This window comes from Paraburkholderia sp. A1BS-2L (assembly GCF_051125205.1).
In the GTDB taxonomy this organism is placed as follows: Bacteria; Pseudomonadota; Gammaproteobacteria; order Burkholderiales; family Burkholderiaceae; genus Paraburkholderia.
The window spans coordinates 677,626-695,000 of record NZ_CP120429.1 but is presented as its reverse complement, the minus strand read 5'-3'; the positions used below and the strand labels follow the sequence as shown (position 1 = coordinate 695,000).

Sequence of the window (17,375 nt, the reverse complement as noted above, 5' to 3'; positions counted from 1 at the left end):
GCATGGAAATTATGCGAATTGTCAGGCACTTGCTGACAACCCATTGGAGGGTCCGGCGTGCATTCCCGCGCGCCACGCTGACGGCGATCGGGCAGGCCATCAAGGTCTGCGATGCCGGACACGTTGGCGAAGTCTGTTTCGCGGTCGAAGGTGCGCTCCACAGTGGGCATCTTTTTCGCAGGCAATCGGCACGGGATCGTGCTATCGAGGTGTTCTCGCAGCTGCGGATATGGGATACGGAGCACAACAACGGCGTGTTGATTTACGTGCTGCTCGCGGACCGTGCTGTCGAAATCGTCGCGGATCGAGGCGTCCACGCGAAGGTTGTTCCACAAGAGTGGCAGGCTATTTGCCACGTGATGGAAGCTGCGTTTCGTCGTGGTGCGTATTGCGACGGCGCGGTGAAGGGAATTGAGGCGGTGGCCGCGCACCTGAAAAAACACTACCCGGCGACCGGCCCCAACCGCGATGAACTCCCGGATGCGCCGGTGGTTCTGTGATCCGGTATCCGCCAACCATTGCCTGGAGGATTTGCATGAGTCGCGGCAGCCGCGCTGATCTAGCTGGACTTGCCGGAACCCGGCTTCGGCCAGTCGACGAATGCGAGCACCCAAAGTCCCAGCAGGTTCAAGAGCGGAACGAGCGCGAGAATCGCCCAGAACGGAGACAGGCCGATCCGCATCAGAATCCGCCCGATGGGGTAGAGCAGCACCACGGCCATGACCAGAAAGACGATCCAGTGTGCGGCTCCGTATCCGGCCATGCCGGTCCAGTGATACATCACGATTCACCTCCTTGGCTGTGATCGGTGCGTCTTCGTTGATAGGCGCCATCTCATTCGACGACCAGGCGCCCGCGAAACATGCCCATCGGACAGGCGAACACATATTCCCCGGGCTTGTCGGGCATCAATTCAACGGACACCAACTGCCCGGTCGGCAGGTCCGCGCTTTTGTGGAAATCGGCGAAGATGACCTTGTCCGAGCAGCCGGCGGTCTCTTCGCGGCGAAAAGTCAGCCGCACCGGCTTGCCATGTTGAACCACGATCGTATCCGGCGTGTACCCGCCCTTGACGAGGATCATCGCCTCCTGGTAACCGCTGCTCGTCTGCGCAGCCTGCATGCCTTGCGAGCGCTTCAACCAGAAAAACCAGACGATGAAGCTGACCAGAGCCAGCCCGAGAACCAGCACAATCCAGCGGTCGGGTGTCATGACGCGATTCTCCGTGGATTGAAAAACCGTAGGCGATTGGCATTCGTGACAACGGTCACGGAACTGAACGCCATCGCAGCGGCGGCGATGATGGGGGACAGCAGGATGCCCAGGAACGGGTAGAGCACACCCATCGCGACCGGCAGGCCAAGGCCGTTATAGCCGAATGCGCCCAGAAGATTCTGCCGCACGTTGCGCATGGTGGCGCGGCTGATCTCGATGGCCGTCACGACACCCGTCAGGCTTCCCTTGATCAGCGTGACGTCGCTCGCCTCGATTGCCACGTCTGTGCCGGTTCCGATCGCAAATCCGACGTCGGCCTGGGCGAGGGCCGGCGCATCGTTGATGCCGTCGCCCACCATGCCCACCTTCTTGCCTTCGAGTTGCAGCTTTCGCACTTCGTGTGCCTTGTCGTTCGGAAGCACTTCGGAAAGCACGCGTTCGATGCCGACCTGCCGCGCAATCGCTTCCGCGGTGCGCCTGTTGTCGCCGGTCAGCATGACCACCTCGATGCCAAGGCGGCGAAGCGCTTCGATTGCCGCCTTCGAATCCGGCTTGACTGTATCGGCTACCGCCACCAGCCCTGCCGCCTGTGCGTCGATCGCGACGTACATAGGCGTTTTCCCTTCAGTGGCAAGCCGCTCCCAGGCAGGTGAGAGCGCCTGAATGTCAATGCCACGATCCTGCATCAGCCTCGCATTGCCGAGAAGCACGTCATGATCGTCGATGCGGCCACCCACCCCGTGTCCCGGGATTGCGGTGAACCCTCCTGTCGCCGGAAGTGCAAGGGCCCGTGCCCGGGCGCCCTTGACGATCGCTTCGCCGAGCGGATGCTCCGAGCCTTGCTCGAGCGATGCGGCGAGGCGAAGCACTTCGTCCTCGTTGCGTGAACCCGCGACGACCACATCGGTCAGCGCCGGCTCGCCCCGCGTAATCGTTCCTGTCTTGTCCAGGACAACTGCGTCGAGTCGCTGCGCGCTTTGCAGCGCATCGCCCGAGCGGATCAGGATGCCGTTTTCGGCACCCTTGCCGATACCCACCGTCAGCGAGGTTGGGGTGGCGAGACCAAGTGCGCACGGGCACGCGATGATCAGCGTCGTCACAAAAACGATCGTCGCGTAGACCAAGCGAGGATCCGGGCCGACGATGTACCACACGACGAAGGCGAGAACCGCGAGAATCATCACGGCCGGCACGAAGTATCCCGACACCGCGTCAACGACCCGCTGGATCGGCGCCTTGGAGCCCTGTGCGTCGCGGACCATCCTGACAATATTGGCCAGCGCCGTATTCTTGCCGACCTTGGTCGCCCTGAAGCGGAAGCTGCCGGTTTTGTTAAGCGTCGCGCCGATGACCTCGTCGCCAACTCGCTTTTCCACTGGCATCGATTCACCCGTGATCATTGATTCGTCGATCGCGCTCGCGCCTTCCGTCACCGCGCCGTCAACCGGCACCTTCTCGCCAGGGCGCACGATGACCGTGTCGCCCACAAGCACTTCTTCCACGGGGAGGTCCACTTCTTTGCCGTTCCGCATCACCCGGGCGGTTTTGGCCTGCAGACCGATCAGCTTCCTGATCGCCCCGGAAGTTCGCCCCTTCGCCTTGAGTTCTAGCGCAAGACCCAGCACGACGAGCGCAACCACGACGTCGCTGACGTCCCAGAAAACCTCGGCAAGCGACATGTTCGGAAAGAGCCTTGGCCACGCAACGGCGACAATGGAGTAGAGAAACGCCGCAGTGATGCCGATCGCGATCAGGGTATGCATGTTGGCCGTGCGGTGCCTTAGCGCGTCCCACATCCCGGTGTAGAACTGCGAACCGGACCAGAATATGGCTGGCAGGCTGAGGACGCCCAGCAGCGCCCATACAAGGCGCCGGGTGTCGCTGCCTTCTGGTATCCAGCTGCGCAGTGCGGGAATCAGCTCCGGATAGCTCAGGCCCATGACCGGGATCGAGATCGCCGCGGCAACCCAGAACTTGCGCATCAGTGTGCGATATTCGTCCTGCTGGGCGGCTTCCTCGGGGCTGGACTGCACCAGCCCGGGCGATTTCTCCGGTTTGGGCTCCGCAACACGGTACCCGGCTGACCCGATCGCGCGCCGGATATCTGCCAGGGACGTCTTTTCAGGCAGATATTCCACATCGGCGGCGCCCGACCCGAGACTCGCCTGAGCTGCTATAACGCCGGACGTTGTCTTGAGTGCGAGTTCCACGCGGGTTATGCAGGAGCTGCAATGCATGTGCCGGATGGGCATACGCACTTTGGCCGTGCCGGCTGTATAGCCGGCGGAACGGATGGATTTCAGGAGATCTGCAACGCCGGCTCGCATAGGATCAAAATCGATACTCGCGAGGCGGCTGGCGAGATTGACATGTGCGTGGCGCACACCCGCGACCTCGCCCAGAGCCTTCTCGATTGCTGGCGGGCAGTGCGGACAGGCCATGCCGCCGATTGACAGTTCGATGTGTTCCAGGGCGTTGCCCATTGAAGATGCCGGTTCACGGGAATGGATTGCCGCGGTCGGCGTTACGGTTGCGAGTTCTTCGTTCATGTAATCCTCCACCATTCGTGCATTGCCGCTTTCGCGCTCGTTTAGCTCCGAAAGCGGGCGGACCCGTTCGAAGGCTTCACGCGGCCTGTCAAAATCCAGTTCCTGAACCTGACGCTGCTCGAAGTGCATGGAATACTGCGGCTGACGACAATCGGGGTTTCTTGTCGGATTGCCGATCTTCATCTCGTAGAACCCCGGTGCCAGCGTCTCGATCTGCGCAAGGCTCTTGAGCATTGCACGGTGTTCGAGACGCGCCACGCTGGCTGAAACGAAGATGCCCAGATGGCCCGCATGAGGGTTCGGGAAAAAAGATGATGAAGTAGACGATATGGCCTTCATGCATCGCCATGCCTGCACCGGAGTCGCGCTTGAAGCCGCCGATGCCAGGGCCGTGCCCGGCGTGTGGATCGACGGCGATGACGGGTGGCTTTGAGTCATCGAGGCACGCGTTGAAGCAGACATCGCCGGCACGCGTGATCCGAGGCACTGGCTCTTCGAGACACACCGGGGTGACATATGGATTCGAGAACTCGTTTTTACCCTAACAATTGTCGGATCGCAGTGATTGACATAGATCAAGCGGCGTAACGGCGGCAGAAAGCGCGATCGATTCCAATGGCACAGGCCGGTCAACGCTTATGGGGGGTGTGCCCGCAGTTGCTGGATCTATAAGTAATTTTGTTGTTCCCGAAATGATGGGGTAAGCGAGCGCAGCGAAGTTTCGCATTGGCGGCGTATCCCGGCCGTCGTTTTGTGTTGGCCGGGATATGACCAATAAAATTCCCAAGTTCGCAAACTCCCCGCCCGGAATGCGCGAGCGCGCGGAGCGTCTGGGCCGGGTATCCGTGGATGATGACCGAGTCAATTCCTGAACGGCAGTGAAGCACTAACGTGGTGGCAGACTGGGTCGATCCGTCGCGTCAGTCCGGGCTGATAAAAGCAGACAGGAGACAATAACGGTGAACGATTTCGCACGGAGATCGTGCCGAAGGTCGTGAATTTCATACTGGCCAACGATTTACGTGGAGCGAGCTGAAGCACCTTGTGCCGACCTTCGATCGGCGGGCATTAAAGACTGACGCCGATCAATTGATGATCGTCATGGTATCGCACCATTACGTGCATACCGTACTCATCTTCCACCTTGACATGTCCGACGCCGAATCCCTGCAGGTTCCCGCTGACCGACTGCGCTGTACCACTGACGCGCGTCTGTTCGAGTTCGCGACGACGGCCGAACTGGCTGACCCGGACGGCATTGTCGGGCAGCGGCGTGCCGTGGATGCCATCCGCTTTGCCACTGAAATGGCGCACGACGGTTATAACCTGTTCGTACTGGGGCCGGTTGGCGCGGGGAAATACACTGTCGTCGAGCAGTTCCTGAGTGGCCGGGCCGCTCAAGAGCCCGCTCCGGACGGCTTCTGCTACGTCAACAATTTTGCCGAGCCCCACAGGCCTCACGTACTGCGGCTTCCTCCCGGCCGGTCGTTCGGCCTCCAGCAGGATATGCGCCAGTTCGTTGACGAACTGAGGGTGGTTATTCCCGCAGCTTTCGAAAGTGAGGTGTACAGCGCACGCGCGGAGCAGATCGATACGGAGTTTTCGCAGCGACAGGAGAAAGCGTTCGTCGAACTGGGCAACGATGCGACCGGACAGCAGATTGCGCTCATTCGCACGCCCGTCGGTTTTTCGCTCGCGCCCACGCGGCGCGGCGAGGCGCTTACCGAAAAGGAATACGACGAACTACCCGCGAGTGAGCGCGCGGAGATCGATGCCCATTTGGTGCAACTGCGCGAGCGCCTCGAAAAGCTCCTGCGCCAGATACCGATGTGGCAGAAGGAGCATCGCGACCGGGTGCGCGCACTGAATCGTGAAACGATGACGCAAGCCGTTGCGAATCTGATGGATACGCTCATGCAGCGCTATTCGGATCTGCCACAGGTGCAGGCGTATCTGGAAGCCGTGCGGCTCGATGTGTTCGATAGCGTGGGTGATTTCCGCAGGCCGCCGGACCGCGAATCGCCCGCCGGCGACTCGGCGCTCGCGCGCTATCAGGTCAATGTGTTGCTGGACCACGATGCCCACGGTGGCGCGCCTGTCGTATTCGAGGACTTCCCGTCCTATCAAAACCTGATAGGGCGGGTCGAGCATCGCGCCATGCTCGGCACGCTGGTCACCGACTTCACGCTGATCAAGCCCGGCGACCTTCATCGCGCGAATGGCGGGTATCTCCTGCTCGACGTGGACAAGGTGCTGCGGCAGCCCTTCGCATGGGAGGGACTCAAGCGCGCGCTGCTCAAGCACGAGATTCGCATCGAGTCGCTTGCGGAGATGTACAGCATGGTGAGCACGGTGTCGCTCGAACCTGAACCCGTGCCGCTCGACGTGAAAGTGATCCTGTTCGGTGAACGCTGGCTGTATTACCTGCTCTACGAGCTTGATCCGGACTTCTGTGAGCTCTTCAAGGTACCTGCCGACTTCGAAGAGGACATGCAGCGTGACCCGGCGAATCAGTTGCTCTACGCCCGCCTCATTGCCGCAGTCGTGCGTCGTCAGGGGCTACTGCCGTTCGGATGCGATGCCGTACTGCGCGTGATTGAGGAGCAGGCTCGTCATGCTGGCGACGCAGACAAGCTCTCGCTCCATATGCGCACGCTTGTAGACCTGCTGCGCGAATCTGATTATGTTGCGCGTCAGCGCGGCGGCGATATCGTCGGCCGCGGAGACGTCGAGCGGGCGCTCGAAGCCCAGGTCGCGCGCTGTGACCGTGTGCGCATGCAACTGCTCGAGGAGACTTTGCGCGGCACGCTGCTAATCGATACGAGCGGCGCGAAAGTGGGGCAGGTCAACGGATTGTGGGTCGCCCAGATGGGGGGCTACACATTCGGTCAGCCCGCGCGCATTACCGCGCGCACACGGGCTGGCGAGGGCGAGGTGATCGACATTCAGCGAGAGGCGAAGCTGGCCGGCGCGGTTCATTCGAAGGCGGTGATGATCCTGTCGTCGTTCCTGACAGCGCGCTATTGCGGCAAGCGTCCGGTATCGCTCGCAGCGAGCCTCACGTTCGAGCAGACATACGGGACGGTTGAAGGCGACAGCGCATCCCTCGCGGAGCTATGCGCGCTGCTCTCGTCGCTCTCGGGTATTCCACTTCGACAATCGCTCGCGGTGACGGGCTCGGTGAATCAGCAAGGCGAGGTGCAGGCGATTGGCGGGGTCAACGAAAAGATCGAGGGTTTTTTCGATCTGTGCCGCGCGCGCGGGCTTTCGGGCGAGCAGGGCGTCGTCATCCCGCAGGCGAATGTCAGGCATCTCATGCTGCGCGAGGACGTGGTCGAGGCAGCAGCGGGCGGACGGTTTCAGGTCTATGCCGTCGGCAGCGTTGACGATGCGCTTGGCTTGCTGACCGGTTTGGCGGCCGGCAGCAGCGACGCTGAAGGGAATTTTCCTGACGGTACCGTCAATGCATGCGTGTGCGCGAAACTTGCAGCGTTCGCTGACGCACGTCGTGCGTTGCAGTCGCCGCATTTCATGACTGGCCGGCGCCGCTGGCATCCGGCGGCAAATACTCGCATCAACATTGCAGCGGCGCCTCGTCGTGCCGGCAGAAAGCGGCCGGATGGCGGCCCGGAATAAGCGAGTGTCAAGCTGAGCCGGCCTGCGCGCTCGCAGGCCGGCTCGCATCCCGGTTATCCGTCTTCCGCAGCTGAATGAATGGCAGAAGTCCCCGGTTTTCACTCCCGAAGCGCATCGTTCAGTACAGCAGAGAGGGCCTGCGAGCCGCCGCGAAGGCGTGCGTTTGTCGCTGCGCGATCTGGAGCGCTTGCACCGCATCGGTGTCGCGGACCAATGCCTCCCAGACCGCATCCGAGCCGATCAGGGCGCGAGTCGCGGCGACATCAAAGGTTTGCGGCCAGCCCCGGTGCAGCTGCGCAACCAGGGTGAGGCCAAGCACACCAGGCTCACGCGCAGCGTCCGCGCTTGCCACTCTCACACCGTGGCACAGCATGCCGCGCCATGTGGATTCGGTCGGCACGAATTCGATCGGCTCGAAGCGCGCACCCGCATTCGCCGCGTTCAACGCGGCAGCCAGCGCGACGCCGTCGAGCCAGGGTGCGCCGATCCACTCGAAGGGATGCGGCGTGCCGCGCCCGACGCTCACGTTCGCACCCTCGATCAGTGCCACGTCCGGATAGAGCGCGAGCGCCCGCGGCGTGCGCAGGTTGGGCGAGAGCGGCGTCCATGCGAGACCGGTGTCGGTGAAGGCCATTTCCCGATGGTATCCGCTCATCGGTATCACATGCAGGTCCGCGTTGATGTGCCGCTCGGCGTTGAAGTAGCGCGCAAGCTCACCAGGCGTCATGCCGGGCTGCAGCGGCAGCGCCGTGTAGCCGGTGAAGGACGTGCGTCCGGCGTCGAGCATCGGGCCGCCGAAGCGCGCCGCGCCCAACGGGTCGGGGCGGTCCAGCACGAAGACGGGGATGCGGCGCGAAGCGGCTGCTTCGAGCGTATAACCTAGCGTTGTTTCGTAGGTAAAGAAGCGCACACCCGCGTCCTGGAGATCAAATACGAGTGCGTCAAGCCCATCGAGCGCGTGCGCGGGAAAGCGCTGGCGGCTCCCGTAGAGGCTGATGACAGGGAGTCCCGTTGCTGCATCGGTCGTGTCGTCGAACGGTGCGTCGATGTCACCGCTCAGGCCGTGCTCGGGTGCGAACAGAACCCGCAGCGCGACGCCAGGCGCATGGGCGAGCACGTCGGCGCTGCGCCGGCCTTCGCCGTCGATGGCGCTCTGGTTCGTCACGAGGCCGATGCGCATTCCCGCGAGGGGCGTGAACGCTTGTGCGGCGAGGAGGTCGAGACCTGTCTTCACCGGCCCGTGAGCGCGCGGCATGACCTGCGCTGCCGCGAGCGTTGCTGCGGCCCATGGCAGACGCTGCGCGAGCTGCGCTTCGGATAGCGGCTGCGCGCCACTTGCCATCAGTGAACTGACCTGTGCGCGCAAGGGCTCGGCGTCGCCGTGCGGGCCCATCAATACGCGGTTGCTCAGCACGATCAGAAAGCGGCCCGTTGCGAAATCGATCCACAAGGCCGTGCCCGTATAGCCGGTGTGCTTCAACGCCCCGATCGGCTCAAGCCGGTCGCGATTCGCCACCAGTGGGGGCTGGATCTCCCAGCCGAGGCCGCGCCATGGGGGCGGCGATGCGGGCTGCGCGAGCAGGGCGATACTCGACGCGTGAAGGATTCGCACGCCGTCGAGCGTGCCGCCTTGCAGCACCATGCGCGCGTAGCGCGCGAGATCGCCGGCCGTCGAGAAAAGGCCGGCATGCCCCGCGACGCCGCCCATGCGAGCGGCGATCGGGTCGTGCACGTGTCCTCGCGCAAGGCCGCTTGTCGGCGCGATCCGCGCTGCAAGTGAGGCATCCGGTCTGAAGCCCGTGTCGACCATGCCGAGTGGCACGAAAATGTGGTCCCGGCACCAGGCGTCGAAGCGCTCGCCGCTGGCGAGCTCCACGAGCTTCGCGAGGACGATGAAGTTGACGTCGCTATAGGTCACGCGCGCGCCCGGCGCGCTGCGCGGAATAGCGTCGGCGGCTTTGCGCAGGACGTCGGCTGCATCGACGGCACGCGTGATCGACACCTCGGGCGGTAGCCCGGAAGTATGCGAGAGCAGTTCGCGCACCGTGATGTTGCCTTTGCCGTGCGCGCCGAAAGCGGGCCAGTAGCGGGTGACGGGTGTGTCGAGGTCGAGGCGGCCGGCTTCCACGAGTTGCAGCACGGCCGTCGTTGTCGCGATCACTTTCGTGAGGGAAGCGAGGTCGAAGACCGTGTCCATTGTCATGGGCTCGGGCTGCGCGCCCTGCGTTCGCGAGCCGGCCGCGTAGGCCCACGTGCTCGACTGGGCGTCACCCGCCACGACCACTGCACCGGGAATGCGCCCCGCAGCGATCTGTGCGGCGACGATCGCATCGAGCCCGGCCGGCGCTTGCGAACCCGGCACGGGCAGACCCGTGGATGGCCGCGGGGCGGGAGAAGCGGGCGCGCTCGCGACGTGCGCCAGTTGAGGGGGCCGCTCGGCGCAGCCCGCCAGGACGACGGCCAGCGCGGCCGCAAGCAGCCATGTCGCGCCATAAAAACCCTTGCGTCTCAATGGGGCAACTGGGCGGGATCGTAGTGATTGCGCGGATTCCATAGCATCCAGCCGTCGGCGCCGGCGGCATCGGCGGCGTCGACCTGTTCTCGGATCGCCTCGGCGCCGAACTCGCGATGATCAAACGCATAGTCTCGAAACGCCTGAAGCCAGGGCCTGAAGCGCACGCCCGGCAGGCCGGTGCGCGTCTTCGCCTGCGCCAGCGAGCGGCCCACGATCTGGCCGGGCTCCACCATCGGGCGATCGAAGCCGGGAAGTCCCCACGTGAAGCCTGACGGATAGAGCATGGGCGAAATATAGTCTAGCGGCGCGGCGAGCTGCTCGATCTGCTGGCCGATGGCAGTGTCGTCGAGATTCCAGCACACGTACCCGAAGATATCCGCGGCGACGAACACGTTATAGGGCACGAGGCGCGCGCGGGCAACGTTGAGAAATCCGACGATTGCGGCCGTCCGGTTCGCGCGTGTGTTCGGCTCGCTGAACTGCAGTCCCGGGGCATCGGGAAAGCGCACGTAATCGAACTGGATCTCGTCAAAGCCAAGGCGCGCGGCCTCTTGCGCAATATCGATGTTGTGTGCCCAGACCGCCTGCTGGAAAGGGTCGACCCATTGCAGCGACTCGCGGTCGCGCCACACCTCGCCTGTCGCGTCGCGCACCGCCCACTCGGGATGGGCGCTCGCAAGTGGATCGTCCTTGAAGACGACGATGCGCGCGATCAGGTAGAAGCCCTGCTCGTGGAGCGTGGCGACCAGCGCTGCGAAGTCGTCGATGTAGGGCGGCTGCACGCTCACATGGCGGATCGCGCCGATGGCGTCGCGCGCAGCGTTACGCCACGGCGTGATTCCGCGATCGCCCTTGGCGTCGATCACGAGCGCGTTGATGCGATTGCTCGTACTGAGCGCCACGGCGGCACTGCGCAAGGTGCGGCTCGTTACGCCGTAGACGGACAGGTAGACCGCCCTGGGTCGGAACGGCGCGAGCGCGATCGTCACCGGCGCGTTGCCGGCGACAGTCGTCCATGCGCGCAGATAGCCCGGCGCGCGCGCCGCCACGCTCGTGCCCGGCGCAGGTGCGGGAAAGGCGCCGCGCGTGTCCGCGCGCAGCGCGCGGCCGCCGATTGTCACGGTAGCTTCAGGTATGGGCGCATGCGTCTTCGCATCGATGACGACGCCTTGCATTCCGGCGGCTGCCTGGGCGCTGGCAACACCGCATGCGAGAGCGACGGCGAGGGCGGCGACCCACGAGATCGCATGCCGGACGGGAGTGCCTTGCAAGGTGGGCTTTGCGAAAGACGTCATGGCGGGGCTCAAGGTAATGTCCGGGCATCGAGAGGGGATGGGCGTTCGCCAAGCAACTGACCGAGGCATTCGGGCGTGCAGGTATCAACCATCAGAAAGCGCGGGATCGCCAGTGGTTGCGTCGAGCGCGTGACGTTGTGCGGTTCGATCGTGAAAGCAGCGCGGTAGCCGGCATGCTGCGCGAGTGCGACGAGATCATCGTTGTGGATGCCGAACGGCCAGGCGAGCATGTTGACGTGGCCGCCGAGCTGGCGCTCGAGCAACTCGCGGGAGTGCGTGAACTGTGTCAGCGCGAACTGCTCGAAAGCGGGTTCCGACAGGCGCCGTCGTTCCGTGTTGAAGTTCGGATGCCACCAGGTGTGCGACTGGACATCGAAGAGTCCGGTGTCGCGCAGCTCGCGCAACTGGGGCCATGTCATCGCATACGATGCGTTCGAGATGGCCGAGGGATAGATGAACAAGGTGACGGGAAAGCGCTCACGCAGAACAATCGGGCGCATTACTTCATAGACCGAGCGATGACCGTCGTCGATGGTGATCGCGATGGCTCTGGGCGGCAGCGTCGCCGACGGATCCTCGAGCCACGCGACGATATCGCGCAGCGGCACGATCTGGTAGCCGTGCGCGCGCAGCCAGGCGAGATGCGCTTCGAGCGTCGAGACGCGCACCGTCATCGAGTCCGTGGCTTCGTCAGCGAAGCGATGGTAGACGAGGATCGAAGCGTCAGGCACGGGTTGCGCCGCCTCTGCGGGCGCTATCAGCGGACGCCACGCCATCACCCCGGCGAGGAGCAGCGTCAACATGCCGATAAGCTTGCAAGGGAGAAAGCGCATCTTCTGGTCCGGTTCTTCTGCTCGCTGTGGTCTGCGGGTTGCTGTCGCCAGAACTCGCCGCGCTCTTTTGCGGTTGCGATGTCTATTCGAACGGGTCCGCCCCGTTCGCGCTTGACCTGAATCAAAGACACGGCGAAGGGGCAATTCAGTATGGATTTGCGCCGCAGCGGCGCGCAGCACGAGCATCCGCTTCGACGTTGACGAGGCATTCGCCGGCGCCGTCCGCGCATTCCAGATGACGCAGCGTGTCAGCAACGGGTCGATCCGATCACGGCGGACGTTCAGGAGGTGCAGAAACAAGGTCCCGTCGTCTGGCAGGTCGCCTCGATCTTCTCCCTGTCGACGCCTTCGTGCTGGCGATCAAGGATGCACATGCCGCGCGCGAACAGGCGGCGATCAGTTGAACCGTTCGTAGGAGCAAGGTATGCGCGAGCAGCGTTTCGATTACGTGCTGGTAGGCGGCGGCATTGCGAGCGTGACCGCTGCGCGCTCGCTGCGCCACGAAGAGCCGGGCGCGAGCATCGCGATCCTGTGCGCGGAGCCTGTTCTACCGTACCGGCGGCCGCCGCTCACGAAAGGTTTCCTCACGGGAAAGGTCGGCGCCGCGCGCGTCACAATCCACCCGGCAGACTTCTACGAGAAGCAGAACATCGCGCTGCTGCTGCACACCCGGGCTGCGGCGCTCGATTGTGCCGCGCACCGGGTGCAGCTCGAAGACGGCAGCGCGGTGGGCTACGGCAAGCTGCTGATCGCCACGGGCGCCCGCCCGCACATGCTGAGCGTTCCCGGCGCCGCGCTTGCGGGCGTCCACTGCCTGCACGATATCGGCGACGCCGTTGCGTTGCGAACCGATACGGCGGCCGCGCGCCGGGCGCTCGTGATCGGCGCGGGCTTCGTGGGTGTCGAGGCCGCCGCGGCGTTGCGCGAGCTGGGTCTCGAAGTGACGCTTGTCGAGCGCGGTGAGCAGGTGCTGCCGCAGTTGCATTCCGCCTTGCTCTCGGCGCATTTCAGGACGCTCTGCGCGGAGCACGGCGTCGAGGTGCTGACCGGGCTCACGGTCGAGCGTTTCACGGGGCATGGCACGCTGACGGGCGCGGTGCTCAGCGATGGCCGCTCGCTCGCATGCGAACTCGCCGTCGTCGCGACGGGCGTGGAGCCGAACTGCGCATGGCTTGCGGGCAGCGGCATCGGGCTGGCCGATGGCGTGCTCGTCGACGAGTGTCTGCAAACGTCGGACCCGGACATCTACGCCGCAGGCGATGTCGCGAACTTCCATGACCCTGTGCTGGGCGCGCGCCGCCGCGTCGAGCACTGGGACAACGCCGTGCGCCAGGGACGCCTCGCCGCCCGCAACATGCGCGGCGCGCGCATGCCGTACCGCGACGTCTCGATCTTTTATGGCGATGTCTTCGACGCGCCCTACAACTTTCTGGGCGATCCGTCCGATGCACTGGAGGTTGTCGAGCGCGGCGAGTTTGCGCAGCAGCCTTACTCGCTGCTGTTCATGAGGCACAACGTGCTGCGGGCGATGTTCTCATTCGGCGTGCCAGCCGATGAAACGGTCGCCGCGGAAGAGATGATCCGGCACCGGCGCAATCTCGCGAGCGGCAGTGCCGCGCTCGCGCAACCGGGCTCGCGCCTCGGCGCACTGCCTTCGCAGACCGTGCTCATCCTGCAGGGCGGCGGCGCGCTCGGCGCATTCGAGAGCGGAGCGATCGAGGCGCTGGAGTCGCATGGCGTTCGCCCCGACATCGTTTCGGCCGTGTCGATCGGCGCGTTCAACGGCGCGATTGTCGCGAGCCATCCCGGCCAGGCGGTTGCGGCGCTCAACGCCTTCTGGCGCGACCTGTCGATCGAGGGGCTCTCCGCGCCGCGGACCTGTGCGCAACTGCGGCAGACAGAGCTGGCCTGGCATCTCGCGCTCTTCGGCGTGCCGAACTTCATGCGCCCGCGCTGGTGGATGGGTGCACCGGGAACCGGCAGCTTCGCGCCGTGGTGGACGAGCTACTACGATACCGAACCCATGCTCGCGCTCCTGCGCCGCTACGTCGACTTCGACGCGCTGGCGGCAAGTCCCACGCGCCTGCTGCTCGGTGCCGTGGATGTCGCTAGCGGCGAGCGGCGCATTTTCGACAGCTACGTCGACCGGCTGACACCCGAGCATCTGCTCGCGAGCGGCAGCCTGCCGCCTGCGATGCCATGGACGACGGTGGAGGGCCGCGCGTACTGGGATGGCGGCGTTGTCAGCAACTCGCCGCTCGATCTCGTGATCGAGCGCTGCGGGCAAGTCGCGGGACGCGTATTCGTCGTCGATCTGTTTTCCGGGGCGCGGCCGTTGCCGTCGAATCTTTTCGAGGTGATGCTGCGCCGCGACGAGATCGTCTATGCGGACCGCGTGCGCAACGATCTGCGCTTCGAGGAGAACGCCAACGACTTCCGCGATCTTGTCGAGCGCATCACCGGCCAGCTCGACGCAGCGGCCGCCGCGCGCGTGCGGCAGTCGCCCGAGTACATCCGGCTGATGGGCAACCACGTGCCGGTGCAGATCCACCGTATTGCGCTCGATGGCACGTCCATGGGCGGCGTGTCGTTTGCGCGCGACTTCGATTTTTCCTCGGAGTCGATCGCGTCGCTGCAGGCGCTTGGCCGGGCAGCGGCGTTGGCGGTGCTCGACCTGGACGAAGCGAGATTGCGCGCGGGTCTTGCGGCCTCGGACTACGAAGACGAGGTGTGCAAATAGCGCACGCCGGCACGCACAGGCATGGGGGAGCGCGATGCAATATTTCGACGTGTGCAACGGCGACGCGGACGGCCTGTTCGCGCTGCATCAACTGCGCCTCGCGACGCCGCGCAACGCGGTGCTGATCACGGGGCCGAAGCGGGACAACGCACTGCTTGCGCGGGTCATCGCGAGCCCCGGCGACCATGTGACCGCCCTCGACCTCTCGTTCGACGTCAACCGCGCCGCCGTACTCGCGCTGCTCGCGCGCGGCGTCACGATTGACTATATCGACCATCACGTCGCGACCGGATTGCCGCGGCACCCGCTGCTGCATGCGGATATCGATACGGCTCCCGATGTCTGCACGAGCATGCTCGTGGACCGGCGGCTGGGAGGGCGCTATCGCGCATGGGCGGTCGCGGCGGCGTTCGGCGACAATCTGCCGGACGCGGCTCACCGGCTCGCACGGCTCGCGGGCATCGATTCCGACGACGAGGCGAGCCTGCGCGAACTCGGTGAGAACGTGAACTATGCGGGCTATGGAGACTCGACGGACGATCTGCTGATTGATCCTGCGGCGCTCTACGCGCTGCTCGAGCCATATGCGGACCCGCTCGATTTCGTCGGGGCTTGTCCGCTTCTCGCGACGCTCGGGCGAGCGCGGCGCGAGGACCTCGAACTCGCATGCTCGCAGCGCCCGGCGGCGACATCGGCGAGTACCGAGGTCTATATGCTGCCGGACGAGCGCTGGGCGCGCCGTGTGCGCGGCGCCTTCGCGAACCGGCTCGCACGGGAGGCGCCCGAACGCGCGCATGCGGTGCTCACGCCCACTGCCGGGGGCTTCTGGACCGCGAGCATACGCGCACCGCTCGCGGCGCCATTTGGTGCGGACCGTTTTTGCCGTCTTTTCGGCGGAGCGGGGCGGGCCGGCGCCGCAGGCATCGGACATCTGCCACGCGCGGCGTTCGATGCGTTCGTTGCCGCATTTCGTCAGGCATACGAAATGTCTGCATGAGTCGCGCGTGGCTCATGCTTCGCCTCTGGTGAATCATCCGCCAGGCTGGTAACGCCATATGATCCTGATCCTGACCTCACAGGTAACGCACCCACCCCTGGCGTCAATTCAAGCAGCCTCGTAGCCGGGCTCGAATGCCATCTATGACGGTTTGCATGCCTGCGCGAGATACGCGACGACGTCATTCAGGGTCACGAGCCTCGCGTAATCGGACTCGGGAATGTCCACCTGCAGTTTTTCGTGTAACTGCGTAAGGAAGTGCAGCCAGTCGATGGAATCGAGATCGACCTGATGACGAAGCGGACGATCGGCGCGCAGTGTCAGCTCCTCGATTTCGGGCGCGATGGACTTGAGCGTGGCCAGCACGACCACTCGAATATCGGATTCGCTCATGAATTCAGCTCCTCGGGTTGCTGCAAGGTCTCGCCCAGTTCGACCAGAAAGCGCGCACCGTAATGGCCGTCGGTGATGCGATGATCGGCCGAGAGGCTCGCCGTGACGGTGGGCATGACCTTCAGGCTGCCATTCTCGGCCCAGGGCCGCTCCGCGATGCGCCCGAGGCCGACGAGCGCGACCTGTGGCGGATAGATGATGCCGAACACTTCGCTGCTTCCCTGGTCGCCGAGGCTGGTCACCGTGATGGTGGACTCGGAGAGTTCGGAGCTTCGCAATGAGCCCGCACGGCACCGGCTCGTGAGATCAATCAACTCGCCCATTAACTGCGCGAGTGGTTTCGTGTCGGCGTCCAGCAGCGCGGGGGCGACGAGGCCGCCATGACGCAGCGAGATCGCTACGCCGACGTGGATGTGCGGCGCAGCGTGGAATTCGCCATCGCGATAGAAGCCGTTGAGATTCGGAAAGCGCCGCAAAGTGAGGGCGACGGCCTTGATCAGCGGCACAGCGGGCAACAGGCGGTCTTCGATCGAATGCTGCGCGTTTTGTGTGGTGAGCCAGGTCAGCATGCGGCCGAGCGGAATCGTCTCTGATACGTAGTAGTGGGGGATTTCCCGCTTGGCACGCTCCATCGCGGCGGCGATGGTGTGACGCATCGCGGCTAACCGGTCGCCCGCAGCGGCCTCTGGCGCCGCGCCGCCGGCCATGGCGGTGGTTCGCTCGACGTCTTCGAGCCGTACCGTGCCATCCGGGCCCGTGGCGGTCACGGTAGCGAGGTCTATGTGCAGTTGCTGCGCACGCTTGCGTGCAGCGGGCGATACCTTGCGGCGGGTGGCTGGCGTACCAGCGGGCGCACTGGCGGGCGGGCCAGGAGGCAGCATAACTTTTGGTCCCGGCGCGCCCGCCTCGTGCGGCGCTTTGCGTGCCGGGCGCGTGGCGGGGGGGGCTTCGCCTGGCGCCAGGAGTGTGGCAATGGTCGCACCGACCGGCACCTTTGCGCCAGCGTCGATCATCAGCTCGTCGATGGTGCCTTCCTGCCAGCTCTCGATATCGACCGCTGCCTTGCTCGTGTCGACGATCGCGACCACCTGGCCTTTTTTCACCGCGTCGCCGGGCTTGACCTTCCATTCGAGGAGCGTGCCCTCGTCCATGTCCGCACCCATGGAAGGCAGCTTGAACTCGATCATGTGTCGTGCTCCGTA

Annotated in this window: 12 protein-coding genes and 1 pseudogene; 4 read left to right on the top strand and 9 right to left on the bottom strand. The window is 64.6% G+C overall.

The features are described from left to right. The first annotated feature begins 2 nt into the window (after positions 1 to 2). The gene (locus P5W98_RS17970; RefSeq protein ID WP_421026681.1) at positions 3 to 500 is read left to right on the top strand and encodes a TPM domain-containing protein; all 498 of its coding nucleotides are present in this window, start codon (positions 3 to 5) and stop codon (positions 498 to 500) included. 59 nt (positions 501 to 559) lie between these two features. On the opposite strand, the gene P5W98_RS17965 is transcribed toward P5W98_RS17970, so the two are convergent. The 4 genes and pseudogenes from P5W98_RS17965 to P5W98_RS17950 all read right to left on the bottom strand — a co-directional run. Next, a complete protein-coding gene (locus P5W98_RS17965; protein WP_421027083.1) occupies positions 560 to 781 on the bottom strand; it encodes a hypothetical protein in 222 nt (73 codons plus the stop codon). Positions 782 to 834: 53 nt separating this feature from the next. After that, positions 835 to 1,212: a cupredoxin domain-containing protein gene (locus P5W98_RS17960; RefSeq protein ID WP_421026682.1), complete on the bottom strand. Its 378-nt coding sequence runs from the start codon at positions 1,210 to 1,212 to the stop codon at positions 835 to 837. Continuing rightward, entirely contained in the window at positions 1,209 to 4,103 is a 2,895-nt protein-coding gene (locus P5W98_RS17955) for a heavy metal translocating P-type ATPase (protein WP_421026683.1), read from the bottom strand. Before P5W98_RS17955 ends, P5W98_RS17960 begins: the two co-directional genes overlap by 4 nt. Before the next feature lie 18 nt (positions 4,104 to 4,121). Next, positions 4,122 to 4,251, bottom strand: a pseudogene (locus tag P5W98_RS17950) (DUF3141 domain-containing protein); the annotation flags it as partial. Between the two features lie 605 nt (positions 4,252 to 4,856). Between P5W98_RS17950 and P5W98_RS17945 the strand changes: the two are divergent. Beyond that, positions 4,857 to 7,400 (top strand): Lon protease family protein, encoded by a 2,544-nt coding sequence (locus P5W98_RS17945; RefSeq protein ID WP_421042702.1) that lies wholly within the window; start codon positions 4,857 to 4,859, stop codon positions 7,398 to 7,400. Positions 7,401 to 7,518: 118 nt separating this feature from the next. Here the strand turns inward: P5W98_RS17945 and P5W98_RS17940 are convergent, their stop codons facing one another. Genes P5W98_RS17940 through P5W98_RS17930 form a run of 3 tightly spaced genes read right to left on the bottom strand, consistent with a single transcriptional unit; the run spans position 7,519 to position 12,343 of the window. Continuing rightward, the gene (locus tag P5W98_RS17940) at positions 7,519 to 9,954 is read right to left on the bottom strand and encodes a serine hydrolase (protein WP_421026684.1); all 2,436 of its coding nucleotides are present in this window, start codon (positions 9,952 to 9,954) and stop codon (positions 7,519 to 7,521) included. After that, on the bottom strand, positions 9,909 to 11,210 hold the full coding sequence (locus P5W98_RS17935; RefSeq protein WP_421026685.1) for a putative glycoside hydrolase: 1,302 nt from the start codon (positions 11,208 to 11,210) through the stop codon (positions 9,909 to 9,911). The genes P5W98_RS17940 and P5W98_RS17935 overlap by 46 nt, the downstream gene beginning before the upstream one ends. Before the next feature lie 8 nt (positions 11,211 to 11,218). After that, positions 11,219 to 12,343 carry a polysaccharide deacetylase family protein gene (locus P5W98_RS17930; RefSeq protein WP_421026686.1) on the bottom strand — a complete coding sequence of 375 codons (1,125 nt, stop codon included), beginning with the start codon at positions 12,341 to 12,343 and terminating at the stop codon, positions 11,219 to 11,221. Positions 12,344 to 12,467: 124 nt separating this feature from the next. On the opposite strand from P5W98_RS17930, the gene P5W98_RS17925 reads away from it, so the two are divergent. Then, the gene (locus P5W98_RS17925; RefSeq protein WP_421026687.1) at positions 12,468 to 14,783 is read left to right on the top strand and encodes an FAD-dependent oxidoreductase; all 2,316 of its coding nucleotides are present in this window, start codon (positions 12,468 to 12,470) and stop codon (positions 14,781 to 14,783) included. Positions 14,784 to 14,817: 34 nt separating this feature from the next. Beyond that, the gene (locus P5W98_RS17920) at positions 14,818 to 15,780 is read left to right on the top strand and encodes an acetyltransferase (protein ID WP_421026688.1); all 963 of its coding nucleotides are present in this window, start codon (positions 14,818 to 14,820) and stop codon (positions 15,778 to 15,780) included. A 141-nt stretch (positions 15,781 to 15,921) separates the two neighbouring features. Here the strand turns inward: P5W98_RS17920 and P5W98_RS17915 are convergent, their stop codons facing one another. Together P5W98_RS17915 and P5W98_RS17910 are read right to left on the bottom strand one after the other, a co-directional pair. After that, the gene (locus P5W98_RS17915) at positions 15,922 to 16,173 is read right to left on the bottom strand and encodes an acyl carrier protein (protein ID WP_421026689.1); all 252 of its coding nucleotides are present in this window, start codon (positions 16,171 to 16,173) and stop codon (positions 15,922 to 15,924) included. Next, positions 16,170 to 17,360 (bottom strand): dihydrolipoamide acetyltransferase family protein, encoded by a 1,191-nt coding sequence (locus P5W98_RS17910; RefSeq protein ID WP_421042701.1) that lies wholly within the window; start codon positions 17,358 to 17,360, stop codon positions 16,170 to 16,172. Before P5W98_RS17910 ends, P5W98_RS17915 begins: the two co-directional genes overlap by 4 nt. Between the last annotated feature and the right edge of the window lie 15 nt (positions 17,361 to 17,375).